Annotated in this window: 17 protein-coding genes; 8 read left to right on the forward strand and 9 right to left on the reverse strand. The window is 75.7% G+C overall.

From position 1 onward, the window contains the following. Positions 1-164: 164 nt before the first annotated feature. From ACZ4VF_RS12630 to ACZ4VF_RS12645, 4 genes are all read right to left on the reverse strand, one after another. On the reverse strand, positions 165-404 hold the full coding sequence (locus ACZ4VF_RS12630) for a hypothetical protein (protein WP_467925463.1): 240 nt from the start codon (positions 402-404) through the stop codon (positions 165-167). A 251-nt stretch (positions 405-655) separates the two neighbouring features. Next, positions 656-1,600, reverse strand: a complete 945-nt coding sequence (locus ACZ4VF_RS12635) for a LysR family transcriptional regulator (protein WP_467925465.1) — start codon at positions 1,598-1,600, stop codon at positions 656-658. A 54-nt stretch (positions 1,601-1,654) separates the two neighbouring features. After that, positions 1,655-2,560: a DMT family transporter gene (locus ACZ4VF_RS12640; RefSeq protein WP_467925651.1), complete on the reverse strand. Its 906-nt coding sequence runs from the start codon at positions 2,558-2,560 to the stop codon at positions 1,655-1,657. A gap of 127 nt (positions 2,561-2,687) precedes the next feature. Further along, positions 2,688-3,644, reverse strand: coding sequence for an EamA family transporter (locus tag ACZ4VF_RS12645; RefSeq protein WP_467925467.1), 957 nt, complete (start codon positions 3,642-3,644; stop codon positions 2,688-2,690). Positions 3,645-3,760: 116 nt separating this feature from the next. Between ACZ4VF_RS12645 and ACZ4VF_RS12650 the strand changes: the two genes are divergently transcribed. Beyond that, positions 3,761-4,261, forward strand: a complete 501-nt coding sequence (locus ACZ4VF_RS12650) for a MarR family winged helix-turn-helix transcriptional regulator (protein ID WP_467925469.1) — start codon at positions 3,761-3,763, stop codon at positions 4,259-4,261. Positions 4,262-4,273: 12 nt separating this feature from the next. On the opposite strand, the gene ACZ4VF_RS12655 is transcribed toward ACZ4VF_RS12650, so the two are convergent. Then, a complete protein-coding gene (locus ACZ4VF_RS12655; protein WP_467925471.1) occupies positions 4,274-5,809 on the reverse strand; it encodes an FAD-dependent monooxygenase in 1,536 nt (511 codons plus the stop codon). Positions 5,810-6,242: 433 nt separating this feature from the next. Between ACZ4VF_RS12655 and ACZ4VF_RS12660 the strand changes: the two genes are divergently transcribed. Beyond that, positions 6,243-6,800 carry a TetR/AcrR family transcriptional regulator gene (locus tag ACZ4VF_RS12660; RefSeq protein ID WP_467925473.1) on the forward strand — a complete coding sequence of 186 codons (558 nt, stop codon included), beginning with the start codon at positions 6,243-6,245 and terminating at the stop codon, positions 6,798-6,800. Between the two features lie 206 nt (positions 6,801-7,006). On the opposite strand, the gene ACZ4VF_RS12665 is transcribed toward ACZ4VF_RS12660, so the two are convergent. From ACZ4VF_RS12665 to ACZ4VF_RS12675, 3 genes are all read right to left on the reverse strand, one after another. Further along, on the reverse strand, positions 7,007-7,288 hold the full coding sequence (locus ACZ4VF_RS12665; RefSeq protein WP_467925475.1) for a hypothetical protein: 282 nt from the start codon (positions 7,286-7,288) through the stop codon (positions 7,007-7,009). 80 nt (positions 7,289-7,368) lie between these two features. Further along, positions 7,369-9,564, reverse strand: coding sequence for a 4-alpha-glucanotransferase (malQ, locus tag ACZ4VF_RS12670; RefSeq protein ID WP_467925477.1), 2,196 nt, complete (start codon positions 9,562-9,564; stop codon positions 7,369-7,371). Then, a complete protein-coding gene (locus ACZ4VF_RS12675; protein WP_467925479.1) occupies positions 9,565-9,816 on the reverse strand; it encodes a hypothetical protein in 252 nt (83 codons plus the stop codon). Between the two features lie 161 nt (positions 9,817-9,977). Here ACZ4VF_RS12675 and ACZ4VF_RS12680 point away from each other — a divergent pair, with 161 nt between their 5' ends. The 5 genes from ACZ4VF_RS12680 (at position 9,978) to ACZ4VF_RS12700 (ending at position 14,533) form a co-directional block, all read left to right on the forward strand. Beyond that, on the forward strand, positions 9,978-10,586 hold the full coding sequence (locus ACZ4VF_RS12680) for an RNA polymerase sigma factor (protein WP_467925652.1): 609 nt from the start codon (positions 9,978-9,980) through the stop codon (positions 10,584-10,586). Further along, entirely contained in the window at positions 10,583-11,572 is a 990-nt protein-coding gene (locus ACZ4VF_RS12685; protein ID WP_467925481.1) for a cupin domain-containing protein, read from the forward strand. The genes ACZ4VF_RS12680 and ACZ4VF_RS12685 overlap by 4 nt, the downstream gene beginning before the upstream one ends. A gap of 230 nt (positions 11,573-11,802) precedes the next feature. Next, positions 11,803-12,576 carry an ABC transporter ATP-binding protein gene (locus ACZ4VF_RS12690; RefSeq protein WP_467925483.1) on the forward strand — a complete coding sequence of 258 codons (774 nt, stop codon included), beginning with the start codon at positions 11,803-11,805 and terminating at the stop codon, positions 12,574-12,576. Continuing rightward, positions 12,573-13,934 carry a hypothetical protein gene (locus tag ACZ4VF_RS12695; RefSeq protein ID WP_467925485.1) on the forward strand — a complete coding sequence of 454 codons (1,362 nt, stop codon included), beginning with the start codon at positions 12,573-12,575 and terminating at the stop codon, positions 13,932-13,934. The genes ACZ4VF_RS12690 and ACZ4VF_RS12695 overlap by 4 nt, the downstream gene beginning before the upstream one ends. Further along, on the forward strand, positions 13,931-14,533 hold the full coding sequence (locus ACZ4VF_RS12700) for a hypothetical protein (RefSeq protein ID WP_467925487.1): 603 nt from the start codon (positions 13,931-13,933) through the stop codon (positions 14,531-14,533). Before ACZ4VF_RS12695 ends, ACZ4VF_RS12700 begins: the two co-directional genes overlap by 4 nt. Before the next feature lie 98 nt (positions 14,534-14,631). On the opposite strand, the gene ACZ4VF_RS12705 is transcribed toward ACZ4VF_RS12700, so the two are convergent. Next, positions 14,632-15,168 carry an HNH endonuclease gene (locus tag ACZ4VF_RS12705; protein ID WP_014672759.1) on the reverse strand — a complete coding sequence of 179 codons (537 nt, stop codon included), beginning with the start codon at positions 15,166-15,168 and terminating at the stop codon, positions 14,632-14,634. 316 nt (positions 15,169-15,484) lie between these two features. Between ACZ4VF_RS12705 and ACZ4VF_RS12710 the strand changes: the two genes are divergently transcribed. Continuing rightward, positions 15,485-16,597, forward strand: coding sequence for a mechanosensitive ion channel family protein (locus tag ACZ4VF_RS12710; RefSeq protein ID WP_467925489.1), 1,113 nt, complete (start codon positions 15,485-15,487; stop codon positions 16,595-16,597). Positions 16,598-16,722 lie beyond the last annotated feature (125 nt).

The following is a 16,722-nucleotide window of genomic DNA, read 5'->3' on the forward strand; positions in this document are numbered from 1 at the left end:
AGGTGGTTTTGTTTCCGTGGGGGGGGGTTGGTTTCTTCTTTCTCCCGTCTGGGTTTGGGTTGCCTTCCTCCCCCCCCTCCCCCCCCCCCCTCCGCCCCCCCCCCCCCCCCCCACCGGGGGCTGGGTCAGCGGCCGGACCGGCGGTCGGGGGCCGCGTCGGGCGTTCAGCTGACGACGATCACCACGACGCCGCCGCCGAAGCCGAAGCCGGGGACGAAGCCGGTGCGGAAGCCGTTGTTGAAGCCGTTGTTGAAGCAGTTGCCCCAGCAGCCGTGGTGGGTCGGGACCTGGGTGGGGGTGGTCGCGGCCGAGGCCGTGCCCGCTGTGCCGATCGCGGCACCACCGGCAAGGAGGACGCCGGTCGCGGTGGCCGCGAGGAGACGCCTCACGCGTTGTGCTTTCATGGGCCTACCTTCCTTCCACGCCCTCGCGGGGTTTCCGGTGCGGGGCGATGGCCGCGGCCGCGGGGATCGGGCGGCGCGGTCGTAGGTGTTGCCGCGGGGGGACGAGCAGCGGGCCTGCGCCGCGTCGGCTGTCGGCCCCGGTGGACGGGGCACTCGCCGGGCGGCGGGCACACCCCTGATCGCGGCCCTTTTCCTTCACGCTAGCCGCCCTTCGGTGACTCAGCATCTCGGGCCCGCTCCCGGCTGCCGTGCTACGGAGACACCGCCGGGCCCGGTTCGCGCGCTCGGTCGTCGGCCTCCAGCTCCCGCGCCGCGCCGCGCAGGGCCCGCAGGACCCGGGCGGTCGCCGGGGCGTCGGCGGCGCCCCGGCGTACCGCTGCCACCACGTGCCGGACGGGGCGGTCCGCGCCCAGTTCCCGCAGGACCACGCCGGTTCCTCGGCCGGCCGCCGTCCTCGGGACCAGGGCGACGCCCATCCCCGCCTCCACCATGGCCAGGATCGCCGTCCAGCCGGAGGCCGAGTGCCCTTGGACGGGGCTGAAGCCGGCCGCCTCGCAGGCGCGCCGGGTGATGTCGGACCAGGGGCCGCTGCCGCCGAAGATCCAGGACTCGGCGGCCAGGTCGGCGAGGGTCAGGGCGGGGGCGGTGGCCAGGGGGTGGCCGGGGGGCAGGGCGACGTCCAGCGGGTCGGCGAGGAGCGGGACGCGGGTGAAGCGGGCGTCGGCCGCGTCGGGGGCCCCGGCCGCGAGGGACAGGGCGAGGTCGACCTCGCCGGCGGCCAGCAGGTCGTAGGCCTCGGCGGCCTCGGCCTCCCGGACCCGTACGGTCACCCGCGGGTGCGTCGCGCGCAGGGCCCGTACGGCCGGTACGACCAGGGCGGGGACGGCGGTCGGGAAGGCACCGACGCGGACCTCTCCGGCCTCGCCGCGCGCGTACGCCGCGAGGGCCGCGTCGGCCCGCTCCAGCTGCTCGAACACCGGTTCCGTGTGGGCGAGGACCAGCCGGGCCGCGTCGGTGAGCCGGACCCGGCGGCCGTGTGCCTCCAGCAGGGGCACGCCGAGCTGGGCGGCGAGGCCGGCGAGCTGCTGGGAGACCGCGGACGGGGTCATGTGCAGGGCCCCGGCCGTGGCGGTGACCGTGCCCCGTTCGCGCAGGGTGCGCAGGATCCGCAGCTTCCTCAGGTCCCACTCGGCCATGCCCGCACGGTACCGCCGCCGCCACGGCCGCCGGAGCACGGCCCCGTGGAGCCGTCAGCGACGGGAGCCCGCGCCCAGCACGACTCCGGCCAGGATCAGCGCCAGGCAGAGCAGGTGCGGCCACCCCGTGCGCTCGCCGAGCAGCGCCCAGGACAGCAGGGCCACGCACACCGGCTGGAGGTGGTAGACGATGCCGGCGCGGGTGGCGCCGATCAGGTCGACGGCCTTGTTCCAGGCGAAGAAGGCGAGCGCGGAGGAGGCCACGCCGACGTAGAGGAGGGGCAGGACCGTGGCGGGGGCCGGGCGGAAACCGCCCTGCACGGCGAGGCTGACGGCCTGCGCGGGCAGCAGCAGGACGGTGCCGGCGAGGAACGTGGTGAACAGGAAGGCGGTGCCGCCGAGTTCGGCCGGCCGGCGGCGCAGCAGCGCGCTGTAGCCGGCGAAGCAGCAGGCGGCGGCGAGCATCCACAGCCCGCCGGCCGTGAAGTCCGCGTCGCCGCCGAGGAGCAGGGCCACGCCCGCGCAGGCCAGCAGCAGCCCGGCGGTACGCCGCGTCCCCAGCCGTACGCCGCCCAGCCGCTCCAGCAGGGCCATGAGCACGGGCGAGGCCGCCATGATCATGCCCATGGTGGCGGCCGGGGTGGTCAGACCGGCCTGGTTGACGAGGGTGTTGTAGACGGCCACGCCGAGGAGCGAGGCGAGGAGCACGTACCGGGCGTGCCGGCGGAACAGGCGCCGCTGCCGCCAGGCCTGCCGGGCGCCGAAGGGGGCGACGGCGACCAGCGCGATCACCCAGCGCCAGAAGGCGTGCTGGACGGGCGGGACGCTGTCGTGCAGGCCGCGCGAGGTGACGAAGCTGCCGGACCAGACGACGGTGGCGAGCGCGGCACAGACCAGACCGAGGAGGGGTGCGGCGGCCCGCCGCCGCCGGGGGGCGGGGCGGGCCGGTGTGCGGGGCACGGGGGCGGTGGAGGCGGTGGGGGTCTGGTGCACGGCTGCGGTCACAGGGGGCCTTTCCGGGGCGACTCGGTCGTCGCCGCTGGGCTGGGGTCGTCTGCCGGTGGAGCTTCTTCGGCCGGGGGTGCCTCTACCGTCGCAGCGCCGGAACTGTCAGGTCCATCGAATCTTTACGATCGTTCTTTTCAGCCGAGCTGAACGGTCGCGGCTTCCGCTCCCCGCCGAGCTGCCCCGCCAGCGTCGCCCCGAACGCCAGCGCCATGCCCGCCACCTGCACGGCGGTGAGCGCCTGGCCGAGGGCCGCCCAGCCGACGACCGCCGCGGTCAGCGGGGAGAGCGGGCCGAGGAAACCGGCCTGGGTGGCGGTGAGCCGCCCGATCCCGCGGAACCAGAGCCAGTAGGCGACGGCCGTGTTGGCCAGGGCGAGGTAGAGGTAGCCGCCGACGGCTCGGCCGTCGAGGGCCGGCGGGGCGCCCTCGGCCAGGAGGGCGACCGGCGCGATGAGCAGGCCGCCCGCGGTGAGCTGCCAGCCGGTGAGCGCCAGCGGGCCGACGCCCTCCGGCCGGCCCCAGCGCTTGGTCAGCACGGTGCCGGTGGCCATGGCGGCGGTGGAGGCGAGGGCCGCGAGGACGCCGACGAGGTCGAGCGCGCCGGCCCCCTTCAGCACCACGAGGCTGACCCCGAACGCCGCCGCCACCCCGGTGAGCAGCGTGCGCGGCTCGGGCCGCCGGCCGAGCAGCAGGGCGGAGAGCCCGACGACGAACAGGGGCCCGACCGAGCCGACGACCGCGGCCATCCCGCCGGGCAGCCGGTACGCCGCGACGAACAGCAGCGGGAAGAACGCCCCGATGTTCAGCACCCCGAGCACCGCCGCCTTGGCCCACCACACCCCGCGCGGCAGCACCCGGGTGAGGGCGAGCAGCAGCAGTCCGGCGGGCAGGGCGCGCATCAGGGCCGTGAACAGGGGGCGGTCCGGCGGCAGGAACTCGGTGGTGACCGCGTAGGTGGTGCCCCAGGAGACGGGAGCGAGGGCGGTGAGGGCTATGACGGCGGTGGTGCTGCCGCCGGCCGTACGGGTGGTGGTCATGGCGGGCCCTTTCCTGGGAGGCACAGGCGAGTCAGTGGTAAGTAGCTTAGCGCTAAGCTACTTAATTGCAAGTGACTTTCTTGCGGGCGAGCGGAAAGGGGCCGATACTTCTGCGCATGCAGCAACAGCCGGCGGACGCCGTGGACGCGATCATCGAGCAGTGGGGCCGGGTGCGGCCGGACCTGGACACCCGGGCGATGGAGGTCTTCGGCCGGATCTTCCGGCTCTCACGCGCGATGGGCGACCGGATGGAGCAGGCGTACAAGCCCTACGGCATCTCGCGCGGCGAGTTCGACGTCCTGGCCACCCTGCGCCGCTCCGGCGAGCCGTACACCCTCTCGCCCCGTGAACTGTCGGCCACCCTCATGCTCACCACCGGCGGGATGACCGGCCGGCTCGACAAGCTGGAGCGCGCCGGACTGCTGCGCCGCTCCCCCGACCCCCACGACCGGCGCGGCCTGAAGGTCACCCTCACCGAGGAGGGGCTGCGGCTGATCGACGAGGCGGTGGGCGCCGGTCTGGCGGCGGAGGGCGCCGCCCTGTCCGCCCTGGACGCCGAAGAGGCCGGCCACCTGGCCGGCCTGCTGCGGAAACTGCTGGACGCGACGGCCGAGTAGCCGTCACGGGGTTCAACCGACCACGTCACGCGTGAGGCCGACCGGGCCGAGGTGGCGGGCGAGAGCCGCCTCGGTCTCCGCGGGGGCCGCCGAGTCGGCGGCCCAGGCCGCGTATCCGTCGGGGCGCACCAGCACGGTCGTACGGCGGCCGCTCGCCCAGCGGGCCACGGCCAGCCGGTCCGTGCGGCCGGCCCCCGCCTCGTACGGCTCCGGAGTGATCAGCACGAACCGTCCGCCGCGCAGCGCCTCGTACAGCCGGCCACCGTCCGCGAGGGCGACGTCGGGGACACGGGTGCCGGTGAGACGGTGGGCGCCGCGCGGTGCGGGGTAGCGGTAGCCGATGCCGGTGATCTGGCCGACGGCCTTGCGCCGCGCGGGGCCGACCCGGTCGAGGAACGCGGTGAGCGCCGCGCGCGCCGCCAGCGTCCAGGGCCGCTTGGCCATGGCGAGGCGGACGATCCCGCCGCTGCTGCGCAGCACCGCCCGGCCGACGGGGTGCCGCTCGGCCTGGTAGGTGTCGAGCAGCCCGGGATCCGCGTGCCCGCCGGCCACCGCGGCGAGCTTCCAGCCCAGGTTGGCGGCGTCCTGGAGCCCGGTGTTCATGCCCTGGCCGCCGGCCGGGGTGTGCACGTGCGCCGCGTCCCCGGCGAGGAAGACCCGCCCGGCCCGGTAGGCCGGCGCCTGGCGCTCGTCGCTGTGGAAGCGGGACATCCAGCGGGCGTCGTGCATGCCGTAGTCCCGGCCGAGGGCGAGACGGGTGATCTCCTTGATCTCGGCGAGGTCCAGCGGCTCGTCGTCCGGGACGTCATGGCCCCGGTGCCAGCCGATCACCCGGTAGTAGCCGTCGCCGAAGGGCGCGAGGAACGCGAAGGCGTCACCGACCGCGTTGACGGTGAGCACCGTCGGCGGCTCCTCGGCGAGCCGGACGTCCGCGAGCACGACGGAACGGATCACCGACCGGCCCGGGAAGGGCAGCCCGATCGCCTGGCGCACGGCACTGCGCATGCCGTCGGCGCCGACGACGTACGCGGCCCGCAGCGACTCCGTCCGGCCGTCCGGCCCCCGGACCTCGACCGTCACCCCGTCCGCGTCCTGGCCGAGCCCGGTCAGCTCGGTCTCGTACCGGAACTCGGCCCCCGCCTCGACCGCCCGCCGCTCCAGCGCCTTCTCGACCTCGTACTGCGGCAGGACGAGGAGGTGGCGGTAGCGGGAGGGGAGGCGGGACAGGTCGAGGGTGAGCCGGCCGAAGAGGCGGAGCCGGTCGAGGGGCCGGCCGACCGACTCCAGATCGTCGGCGAGGCCGCGGGCGTCGAGCTGTTCGAGGGTGCGGGCGTGCAGGACGAAGGCGCGGGAGAGGTTGCTGATCTTCCGCGGGCGCTTCTCCAGGACGGTGACGGGGACACCGGCGGTGGCGAGGTCGCCGGCGAGGAGGAGGCCGGTGGGGCCGGAGCCGACGATCAGGATGCGGGCGGTGTGGGCGGCGGTGTGAGCGGCGGTGCGGTCGGGGGTCTGGTCGGGGGTGTGGCCGGTGCCGGTGGTGCCGTTCATGGGGGCCTCCTGGGGTGCCAACGCCCGTTGGGCAACTGGTGTTGGCCAACGGGTGTTGGTCAACGCTTGTTGGCAACGGTAGGGCGGCGCGGCGGGGGGTGTCAACAGTTGTTGGCAAACAGCTGTGGGCCCACATTCGTGGGCCCACCCCTGTAGGTCAGGACTTACGAGACCGCGCACCCCATGGGCCAGCACTTGTGAGACCAACAGGCGTAGGCCAACAGGCGTAGGCCAACAGGCGTAGGCAACGCCTACGAGGCCAAGCGCCGGCGAGGCCAAGCGCCAGCGATGCCAACACACGTACGCCAACGCGCGTAGGCCCGCACCGGCAAGGCCAACACCCGCAGACCCGCCCGCAGACCCGCACCCGTGAAGCCAACACCCGTAGGCCAACGCTTGTGGGGCCAACGTTTGTGGGCCTACGCTTGTTGGCATGCCAGCACGCCGCTCCGACGCCACCCGTACCGCCATCCTCACCGCCGCCCGCGAACGGTTCGCCGCCGACGGGTACGAGCGGGCCACCATCCGGGCCATCGCCGGGGACGCGCGGATCGACCCGTCCATGGTGATGCGGTACTTCGGCAGCAAGGAAGGGCTGTTCGCCGCGGCCGTCGCGCTCGATCTGCGGCTGCCGGACCTGACGGAGGTCCCCCGCGACGAGGTGGGCCGCACGTTGGTGGGCCACTTCCTCGATCTGTGGGAGGAGAACGAGGAGCTGACCGCCGTCCTCCGGGTCGGCGCCAGCAACCAGGCCGGGGCCGAGCGGATGCACGGCGTCTTCCGTGAGCAGCTGCTGCCGGTGGCCCGGCAGGTGTGCCCGGACCCCGAGCAGGTCCCCGCGCGGGCCGCGCTGTGCGCCGCCCAGCTGCTCGGCCTGGCCCTCACCCGCTACGTACTGCGCCTGACACCGGCCAGGGAGCTGCCCCGCGCGGAACTGCTGGCGTGGCTGGGGCCGACCGTCCAGCGCTATCTGACGGCACCGAACCCTTGAGCCGACACCGAACCCCTGAGCCGGCACCGAATCCCTGAGCGGCACCGAATGCCCGAGCCGCCCGCCCGGCTCCGCTCGCCCGGCTCCGCCGACGGGCACAGCGCAAAAAAGCCGGGGCGCCGGTCACCCCCCGGGTACGACGTGTGGACGTACCGGTGGGAGGGTGAGCGGCGCCCCGGTGGGGAAACCGTCGGGCCGAGGGCCGGTCAGGCCTTGGCGCGGGCCTCGGGCTTGATGTTGATGTTGGACGAGGTGGTGTCCTTCTTGGCCCGGGTGCGGTCGAGGGCCATCACCAGTCCGGCGATGACCAGGAACAGCACGACCGGGAGAATGACGTAGAGGCCCAGCGTCTCGATGACGCTCAGGCCCTTGCCGGGGTCGTCGCCGTCGTCGCGGGTCAGCGCGAGCGCGGGGGACGACATGAGCAGCATCATCAGCGTCGTACCGGCGGCCAGGGCGCCGGCGCGCAGGGCGTTCTTCTTGTCCACGGAAATCAAGTTAGCGAACCGGTGTCGGGGCCGCGCGCCCGGGGTGCCCAACAAGGCCACCCCGGGGCTTGGGCGCCGGGTCAGCGTCGGGCCGCCGGTCCGGCGCCGGACGGCCGGAGTACGTCCAGCAGGGCCCGTAGCCGCGGCGAGGCGACCAGGTCCTCCAGCGGCACGGGCCGGCCGTCGGAGTCGGCCACGGGCAGGCGCCAGTTCGGGTACTCGTCCCAGGTGCCCGGCAGGTTCTGCGGGCGGCGGTCGCCCAGGCCGTCCGGGAGCCAGACGCCGATCAGCCGGGCCGGGGTGCGCAGCAGGAAGCGGTGGACGGCGCGGATCTCCTCCTCCTCGTCGGAGCCGGGCGGTCCGGCCGCCGGGCTGTCCAGCAGGCCCAGGCTGCCGAGCAGGGCGAGCCACTCGGCGGCGTCGGCGGTGGCCTCGGCGCGTTCTTCGGCGGCCGAACGGGTGAGCAGGCCGAGGCGGTCGCGCAGGTCGACGTGGTCGCCGGTGAGCCGGGCGGCGGTGGGCGGCAGGTCGTGGGTGGTGGCGGTGGCCAGGCAGTCGGCGCGCCACTGTTCGGGCGGCAGGGGGCGGCCGTCGCCCTCCCAGTCCCGTTCGAACCAGAGGACGGACGTGCCGAGCAGCCCGCGCCGCTGGAGCGTCTCGCGCACGCCCGGCTCCACGGTGCCGAGGTCCTCGCCGATCACGACGGCCCCGGCGCGGGTCGCCTCCAGGGCCAGGAGCGCGAGCATGGCCTCGGCGTCGTAGTGGACGTAGGTGCCGTCGGTGGGCGGGCTGCCCTGGGGTACCCACCAGAGCCGGAACAGGCCCATGACGTGGTCGATGCGCAGGGCGCCGGCGTAACGGAAGAGGGCACGCAGGAGGTCGCGGTAGGGGGCGTGGCCGGTGGCGGCGAGCCGGTCGGGGCGCCAGGGCGGCAGGCCCCAGTCCTGGCCGCGGGCGTTGAAGGCGTCGGGCGGGGCGCCGACGGACATGCCGGCGGCGAACACGTCCTGCTGGGCCCAGGCGTCGGCGCCGGCCGGGTGCACGCCGACGGCGAGGTCGTGCACGATCCCGACGGGCATGCCGGCCTCGCGGGCGGCGCGCTGGGCGGCCCGCAGCTGTCCGTCGGTGAGCCAGGCGAGGCGGGCGTGGAACTCGACGCGGTCGGCGAGGTCGGCCCTGGCGCGCGCGGTGGCGGCCGAGCGGGGGTCGCGCAGCCCGTCCGGCCAGCGGTGCCAGTCGGAGCCGTGGAGTTCGGCGAGGGCGCACCAGGTGGCGTGGTCGTCCAGGGCCTGGCCGTGGGCGGCGCGGAAGGCGTCGTAGGCGGCCTGCCGGCCGGGGCCGAGGGGGACGGCGAGGACCTGCTCCAGTGCCTCCCGCTTCAGTTCCCACACCGCGTCCCGGTCGATGAGGGCGCCCTTGTCCAGGACGGCGGCGCGCAGCCGCCCGGCCCGCTCCAGCAGCGCGCCCAGCCGCTCGCGGTCCTCGGCGTAGGCGAACTCGGGGACGTCCTCGATCCGCAGGTGGACGGGGTCGGGGAAGCGGCGGGAGGAGGGGCGGTACGGGGAGGGGTCGGTGGGGGCGCCGGGTACGGCCGCGTGCAGCGGGTTGACCTGGACGAACCCGGCGCCGGCGGTGCGTCCGGCCCAGCCGGCCAGTTCGGCGAGGTCGCCGAGGTCGCCCATGCCCCAGGAGCGCCGGGAGAGCAGGGAGTACAGCTGGACGAGGAGGCCGTAGGAGCGGCCGGGCGGGGCGGGCAGCCGGTCCGGGGCGACGACGAGGCAGGCCTCGCCGGTGCGCCCGTCGGGTGCGGTGGCGGTCAGCCGGTGGACGCCGAGCGGAAGGTCCGCGATCAGGGACTCCGCCTCCCCGGCCCGTTCCTCCCCGGCCCGTTCCTCCCCGGCCCGTTCCTTCCCGGCCCGTTCCTCCGCGACCCGCTCCTCCCCGTCCTCGGTCTCGACCCGGAGCCGGGTGCCGACGGGCAGGGCGGTGAGGGCGGCGGGGACGGTGGGGGCGGCGGACGGTTCCGCGGAGGACCACTGGACCACCGTCGGCGGCAGCAGGCGCTCGCGCAGTTCGCGTTCGCGGGCGGCGAGGGAGGTGCGTACGGCGTCCGGGCCGGTGGCGTCGACGCCGAGGGCGGCCAGGGCGGCGGTCACGGCGGAGGCGGGGACCTGGACGGTGCGGTCCGGTGCGGGGCGGTAGGAGGTGGCGACGCCGTGCAGCTCGGCGAGCCGGGCGAGGTCCTCCGCTGGGTGCTCGTCGGGCGCCGCGGCCATCTACAGCTCCGGCGCGTAGAAGTCCGGGACCGGGTCGGACTCGCTGGTCAGCGGGGCGGCCTCGGCGATCGGGGGTTCGCTGGTCAGGGGGGCGGCCTCGGGCAGCGGCGGCTCGCTGGTCAGCGGTGCCTGGGTGCAGGCGCTCTCGGCGCTGAACACGCACAGCGCCGCCTGGTCGGTGTCGGCGGACGGCTCCGCCACGGGTTTCCACTGGGACTGGGCCGGGATGGGGAGTCGAGCCGGTGCGGCCACGGGGGCCTCCTTGTCGGTGTGCGGGTGCTACGGCTTCGGACGGGTGGGGTTACCGCAGGCCTACCCCGTGAGCCCCGCGCCACGCCCGGCAAAAACCGGCGCCGGGGTGATCCGGCGCCGGTCCGGTGATCGATAGAGGGGGTGTGAGACTGTTCCGCCCCATGGGGGGCCAGCGGGAGACGGACGACGGGAGCGGCGCGGACGCCGCCCTGCTGCGGGCCGTCGCACAGGGGGACGCGGCGGCGATGGCCGGCCTGTACGACCGGCACGCCGGGTGGCTGCACGCGCGGCTGTCCCGGCGGTGCGCCGACCCGGAGCTGGTGCGGGAGGTGCTGCAGGACACGTTCGTCACGGTGTGGCGGTCGGCGGCCGGGCACCGCGGGCAGGAGGCCGGCGGCTGGCTGTGGACGATCGCGGCGCGCCGGCTCGTCGACGCGCGGCGGGCGCAGGACCGGGCCGCGCGGGTCGCGGGACCGCTGCCGGAGCCCGGGTCCGCCGGACGGTACGGGTCCGCCGCCGTGCCGTCCGCCGAGGACCGGGTGCTGGCCGGGCTCGAGTACGGCGATGTCGGCACCGCGCTCGACCGGATCTCCCCGGAGCTGCGGGAGGTGCTGCGGGCGACGGTCGTCGACGGGCTGAGCACACGGGAGGCGGCCCGGCTGCTCGGCATCCCGGAGGGCACGGTCAAGTCCCGGGCCCGCCGTGCCCGCGCCGAACTGCGGGAGGCACTCGACCATCTGCACCCGTCCCCGCTGGGAGGTACGGCATGACACGGCGCGAACGAGGGCCCTGGCACGTCTCCGACGACCTGGTCGCCCGCTACGCCGGGGGCGACCTGCCGGAGCCGGACGCGTGGTCCCTGGAGAAGCACGTGGAGGACTGCGCGGGGTGCGCGTCCCGGGTGTCGGCCGCGGTGCGCGGTACGGCGGCGGGGGCGGTGCTCGCGCGGGTGCGGGCGGCGGTGCTGGAGTCGGCGCCGGAACCGACCGTGTCCCCCGCCCCTGCCGCCTCCCTCACACCCGTCCCTTCCCCCGCCCCTGCCGCCTCCCTCACACCCGTCCCCTCCCCCGCCCCTGCCCCGTCGCCCGCGCCCGTCGTGTCCCCCGCCCCTGCCCGGCGGCGCGCGCTGTCCCGGCTCGCCCGGCTGCTGTGGGCCGCGGGGCCCGCCGTGCGCGGGGCGTGGCTGCCGGCGGTGCTGCTCGTGGCCGCCGCCGCGCCGGCCCTCTCCTACCTGGCGGGGTTCGCGGGAGCGCGGGCGCTGCTGCTGGCCGTGGCACCGGTGGTGCCGGTCGCCGGTGTCGCCCTGTCCTACGGCCCGCACGCCGACCCCCTGCACGAGGTCGCCGCGGCCACTCCGAGCGGCGGGCTGCGGCTCGTGCTCACCCGTACGGTCGCCGTGCTGGCGGTGTGCGTGCCGCTGCTGACGCTGGCCGGGCTGCTGCTGCCCGCCTCGGGTGCGCCGGCCGCGGCGGCCTGGCTGCTGCCGGGGCTGGCGCTGGCGCTGGCCTCGCTGGCCCTGGCCTCCTTCGTGGGGTGCCGGGTCGCGGCCGGGGTGACGGGGGGCGGCTGGCTGTGCGCCGTGCTGTCACCGGTGGCGGTGGCGCCGGGTGCGGCGGCGACGGCACGGCTGTCCGAGCAGCTCTCCCGCTGCCTGGACGGCACCGCGACGCAGGCCGTGTGGGCGGCGGCGGCCGTCCTGAGCGCGGCCCTGCTGGTGCTGCGCCGCCCGGCGTACGACCGCCCGTTGCGCCCCTGACGGCGGGCGGACCACGTCCCGGTGACCGGGCCGGGCCGGTCACCGGAGCAGCGGGTACGGCCACGACCGGCCACGGCGCCGGTGACGCCCGTACGCACGCGACGCCCTGCCGTGCGGCGGGCGCTCCCGGTCCGGCGCCGGCCGGCCGCCCACCACTCCACCGGCCTGCGCCGGCCCGCCCCTGCCACCCCCTCGCCCCTTTCGTACTCCCCTCTTCTCCTGGAGAGCCCATGAGTTCCATACGTGTGACCGGCCTGCGGGTCCGGCACCGCAAGACGCTTGCCCTCGACTCGCTCGACCTGGCGCTCGGCACCGGTGTGCACGGGCTGCTGGGGCCGAACGGGGCGGGGAAGACCTCGCTGATCCGGGTGCTGGCCACGGTGGCGCGGCCGGAATCCGGGCGGGTGGAGCTGCTCGGCGAGGACACCGCCGGCCACCGCGCCCTGGCCGGGGTGCGACGCCGGCTGGGCTATCTGCCGCAGGAGTTCGGCTACTACCCGGGGTTCACCGTGCGGGAGTTCGTGGCGTACGTGGCCTGGCTGAAGGAGGTGCCGGCCGCGCGGGTACCGGCGGCCGTGGAACGGGCGGTGGCCCGGGTGGGTCTCGCGGACCGTGTCGACGCCAAGGTGCGGACGCTGTCCGGCGGCATGGTCCGCCGGGTCGGGATCGCGCAGGCGATCGTCAACGACCCCGCCGTGCTCCTGCTGGACGAGCCGACCGCCGGTCTGGACCCGGAGCAGCGGGTGGAGTTCCGCGAACTGCTGCGTGAGCTGGGCACCTCGTCGACCGTGGTGGTCTCCACCCACCTGGTGGAGGACGTGGCCGCCGCCTGTACGGAGGTGACGCTGCTGGACGGGGGCCGGATCGCGTACCGGGGCACGCCGCAGGCGCTGTCACTGCTCGGCGAGACGTCCGGCGGGCCCGGTGACCATCCGATCGAGCGCGGGTACACGGCGGCGCTGCGCGCCCACCGTGCGCCGGGTGCGCGGGAGGCGGTCCGATGACCCTCGCCACGCGTCCCACGGACACCGTGGATCCCGCCGACCGCACGGCGGTGCCCGCGCGGGCACCGCACCCGTTGCGCGCCGAGGCCGTCCGCGGCTTCGCGCCCTGGGCCGGGGCCGCGGTGCTGCTGACGACCGGCGCGATGCTCGCCGGCACGGCGGACCGCTGGCAGGGCGGGTGGGCGGAGACCGCCACCGACACGCACACGGCCCTGCTGATCGTCCTTCCGCTGGCCGCGGCGGCGGGCTGCTGGCAGGGCGGCCGGGAGCGTCGGCGCCGGACCGAGGAGCTGTGGCGTACGACCGTGCGGTCACCGCTGGCCCGCCTGCTCGTGTCGGCCCTTCCGGTGGCGCTGTGGGCGGCCGCCGGCTATCTGGTCGCGGCGGTCCTGGCGCTGCTCGCCACCTGGCCCTACGCCCAGGGCGACCATCCGCACCCGGCGCTGCTCCCGGGTGACACGGTCGCCGTGGTGGCGGGCGCGCTGGCCGGGCACGTGCTGGGCCGGACCGTGCCCACCCGGCTGGCGGCCCCGCTGCTCGCGATGGCCGGGTACGTGGGGCTGGGTGTCCTGTCGATCGACGGCCCGGAGGTGGGCCGCCGGCTCGGTCCGGCCACGACCCTCGCGGTCGGGCAGCTGCCGGTGTGGTGGCAGCCGTGGGCGATGGCGGTGTGGACGGGCGGACTGGCGTGCGCCGCCGCGCTGGCGTACGCGGCCCGGCGCCGGGTGCTGGCCCTGCTGCCGCTGGCCGCCGCGCTGGCCGCGGGCGCGCTGCTGGTGCAGGCCGGGGACGGGCTGTGGCACACCGATCCGCTCGCCCGCCGCCAGGTGTGCGACACCTCCGTGGCTCCGGCGGTCTGTGTCAACGCCCGGTACGCCGGGATGCTCCCGCAGGTCGGCCAGGCCCTGTCGGGGGTCACGGGGAAGCTGGAGGGGGTGCGGAACCTGCCGGGGCGCTGGGCGGACCACGGCGGTGCCCTGCGCGCCGACGAGGCGCAGCTGCCGGGCATCACGCCGCTGGGCTGGTCGGCGGTGCGGGGGCGGCTGACCGATCCGGAGCAGTTCGCGTGGGAGGCCGTCGTCGCGCTGGAGGGCGTCGACTGCCCGGAGCGCACCCTGACCGCCCGGATGCTGGGGGCGAACGACGCGGTCGAGCACTACCTCGCGCCGACCCGGGTGGGCAAGGCGCTCGACGAGGCCGACGCACGGGGCGACCGCACCCGCCGCGCCGAGCTGCGCGAGCGCCGTGCCGCGCGCGCCCGGCTGGCCGGGATGGCGGAGGACGAGCGCCGCGACTGGCTGTCGGCGTACTTCGCGGCCCGCGCGGCCTGCGACCCGAAGGGGGTGCCGGCCCTGTGACCGGACTCCTCCTGTACGCCCGCTCCCGTGCCCTGCCCGCCACCCTGGCCGCGCTCGCCGCGACGGCCGCCTTCGCGGTCTGGGCGGCGGGCCGGCTGGACGCCTACCTCGACCCCGACCGCCGGGTGCCGATCGTCGCCCTGGCCCCGCTGCTGGCGTCGGCGGTGATCGGGGCGAGCCTGTACACGGCCTCGGACGAGCTGGACCGCACGGCCGTACGCCGCTGGTGGCCGCGCCGGCTGGCGCAGCTGGCCGGCCTGACGGCGCTGGCCGCCCTGCTGGTGACCCCGGCCGTCCTCGGCCACACGGAGACCTTCGGCCCGCCCGCCGTGCTCCGCAACACCCTCGGCTGTACGGGCCTGACGGCGGCGGCGGCCGTACTCCTGGGGGCCCGCCTGAGCTGGCTCCCCGCGTTCGGCTACGTCACCGCCGTCTACCTGGGCTCCCACGCGGCACGGGGCCGGGCGGCCACGGTCTGGGCGTGGCCGATGCAGCCGGGCGCGGCGGCGGGCGCGTGGGCGGCGGCGGTGACGGCGTTCGTGCTGGGTGCGGGGCTGTACGCCGTGCGCGGCGCACGCCCGGAGGGCCCGCGCGGCTGACCGGCCCGGGCACCCGCGAGGCGTCTCACGGCCGCGACCACACCGCACACGCCCCCGGGCCCCCGGGCACGCCCCGGACACACAGCGGCCCGGTTCGACTAGGCGGAGATACCGTCGATCCGGGCCAGAGCATCGTCCGCGCCGTAGGGCTGCAAGTACGGCAACCAGCGCGGGTCGCGGTGCCCCGTGCCGATGATCCGCCAGGCCAGTCCCGTCGGCGGAGCCGGTTTGTGGCGGAGCCGCCAGCCCAGTTCCACCAGGTGGCGGTCGGCCTTGACGTGGTTGCAGCGGCGGCACGAGGCCACCACGTTGTCCCAGACGTGCTTGCCCCCGCGACTGCGCGGGATGACGTGGTCGACGCTGGTTGCGACGCCACCGCAGTACATGCACCGGCCCCCGTCGCGGGCGAAGAGCGCACGGCGGGTGAGCGGGACGGGCCCTCGGTAGGGGACCCGGACGAATCGCTTGAGCCGGACCACGCTGGGTGCGGGGAGGGTGACGGTTGCGCTGTGCATATAGGCGCCGGATTCCTCCAGGGAGACCGCCTTGTTCTCCAGGACGAGGACGAGCGCGCGGCGGAGCGGTACGACGCCGAGCGGCTCGTACGACGCGTTGAGGACCAGGACATGCGGCACGGGTGCCTCCTTGGGCGTCGGCGGCGCGTGGCTCGCGCCGGGACGATCTGCAGTCAGTCTCCCCTCATGCCTGGTGAACGCGCCACCATGTCCCGGTAACGGGCTGGGAGTGTTTTCGACCACACCCGATACATCCCCCGGACCATGGCCTGTTCAAGCCCGCGTGAGCCGTGTCTCTCCTGCACGCCTCCTGTGCGGATCGGCACGAGGCACGCACAATGCCCCGTTAGTGTGGTGGTCCTGTCCGCCCGGTGACCTTTTCGTGACCTTGACCGCCCGCCGGTACGGACCGTGCAGCACCTGGGAGGTACCTGCCGTGTCGTCCCTGCCCGCCGCCCTCTTGGCCGCCGGGGCATCGCCGTCCCCGTCCCCGTCGCCGTCGGGCTCGACGGCACCGGCCGTGCCGACGCTCCAGGACGCCCAGGAGAGCGCGACGAACGCGGCGAGCTGGGTCGAGCAGAACTGGTCGACGTGGCTCGCGATGGGGCTGCAGATCCTGCTGGTCGTGGTCGTGGCGGTGGCGCTGCGCGCGGTGGTGCGGCGGGCGATCACCAAGCTGATCGACCGGATGAACCGCACCGCGCAGGCCGTGGACGGCAGTGCGCTGGGCGGGCTGCTGGTCAACGCCGAGCGGCGGCGGCAGCGGGCGGCGGCGATCGGTTCGGTGCTGCGGTCGGTGGCGAGCTTCCTGATCCTCGGCACGGCCGCGCTGATGGTGCTGGGCACTTTCAAGATCAACCTGGCGCCGCTGCTGGCCTCGGCGGGTGTCGCGGGTGTGGCGATCGGTTTCGGCGCGCGGAACCTGGTCACGGACTTCCTGTCGGGCGTGTTCATGATCCTGGAGGACCAGTACGGCGTCGGGGACGTGATCGACGCGGGTGTGGCGACCGGCGAGGTGATCGAGGTCGGGCTGCGCGTGACCAAGCTGCGCGGCGACGGCGGGGAGATCTGGTACGTCCGCAACGGCGAGGTCAAGCGGATCGGCAACCTGTCCCAGGGCTGGGCGACGGCCGGGGTCGACGTGACCGTGAAGGCGAGCGAGGACCTGGACCGGGTCAGGGCCACGCTGGACGAGGTCGCCGAGAGGCTGAGCAAGGAAGAGCCCTGGAACGAGCTGCTGTGGGGCCCGGTCGAGGTGCTCGGCCTGGACTCGGTGCTGATCGACTCCATGGTGGTCCGCGTCTCGGCCAGGACGATGCCCGGCAAGTCGGTCACCGTGGAGCGGGAGCTGCGCTGGCGGATCAAGCGGGCGTTCGACGCGGCGAGCATCCGCATCGTGGGCGGCGCGACGGCCGTCGAGGACCAGGAGGACACCCCCGACCCCACCGCCACGGTCGCGGCCCCCTCGGTCTACTCCAACACGGACTCCCCGCAGACGGCGGCGGCCGCCCCGATCACCCCGCAGCGCTCGGCGCCGCCGGCGAAGTAGCGGAACGGTTCGGCACACACGTTCGAGTGAACGAGTGGGGCATTCCGGCGCCGGGCGCGCACGGGGTGCCCCATCGTTGCAGCGGGGCGCCCGGCGTGGGCTTAGCCTGGCATCAGCGTGACGAG

It is taken from the genome of Streptomyces sp. NPDC029151, assembly GCF_055564315.1.

Coding starts and splice junctions, on each gene's coding strand:
- ACZ4VF_RS12695 (WP_467925485.1), top strand. CDS start 12,573: ATGACCCTCGCCACGCGTCCCACGGACACCGTGGATCCCGCCGACCGC.
- ACZ4VF_RS12655 (WP_467925471.1), bottom strand. CDS start 5,809: ATGAACGGCACCACCGGCACCGGCCACACCCCCGACCAGACCCCCGAC.
- ACZ4VF_RS12680 (WP_467925652.1), top strand. CDS start 9,978: ATGGGGGGCCAGCGGGAGACGGACGACGGGAGCGGCGCGGACGCCGCC.
- ACZ4VF_RS12660 (WP_467925473.1), top strand. CDS start 6,243: ATGCCAGCACGCCGCTCCGACGCCACCCGTACCGCCATCCTCACCGCC.
- ACZ4VF_RS12650 (WP_467925469.1), top strand. CDS start 3,761: ATGCAGCAACAGCCGGCGGACGCCGTGGACGCGATCATCGAGCAGTGG.
- ACZ4VF_RS12630 (WP_467925463.1), bottom strand. CDS start 404: ATGAAAGCACAACGCGTGAGGCGTCTCCTCGCGGCCACCGCGACCGGC.
- malQ (WP_467925477.1), bottom strand. CDS start 9,564: ATGGCCGCGGCGCCCGACGAGCACCCAGCGGAGGACCTCGCCCGGCTC.
- ACZ4VF_RS12685 (WP_467925481.1), top strand. CDS start 10,583: ATGACACGGCGCGAACGAGGGCCCTGGCACGTCTCCGACGACCTGGTC.
- ACZ4VF_RS12690 (WP_467925483.1), top strand. CDS start 11,803: ATGAGTTCCATACGTGTGACCGGCCTGCGGGTCCGGCACCGCAAGACG.
- ACZ4VF_RS12645 (WP_467925467.1), bottom strand. CDS start 3,644: ATGACCACCACCCGTACGGCCGGCGGCAGCACCACCGCCGTCATAGCC.
- ACZ4VF_RS12635 (WP_467925465.1), bottom strand. CDS start 1,600: ATGGCCGAGTGGGACCTGAGGAAGCTGCGGATCCTGCGCACCCTGCGC.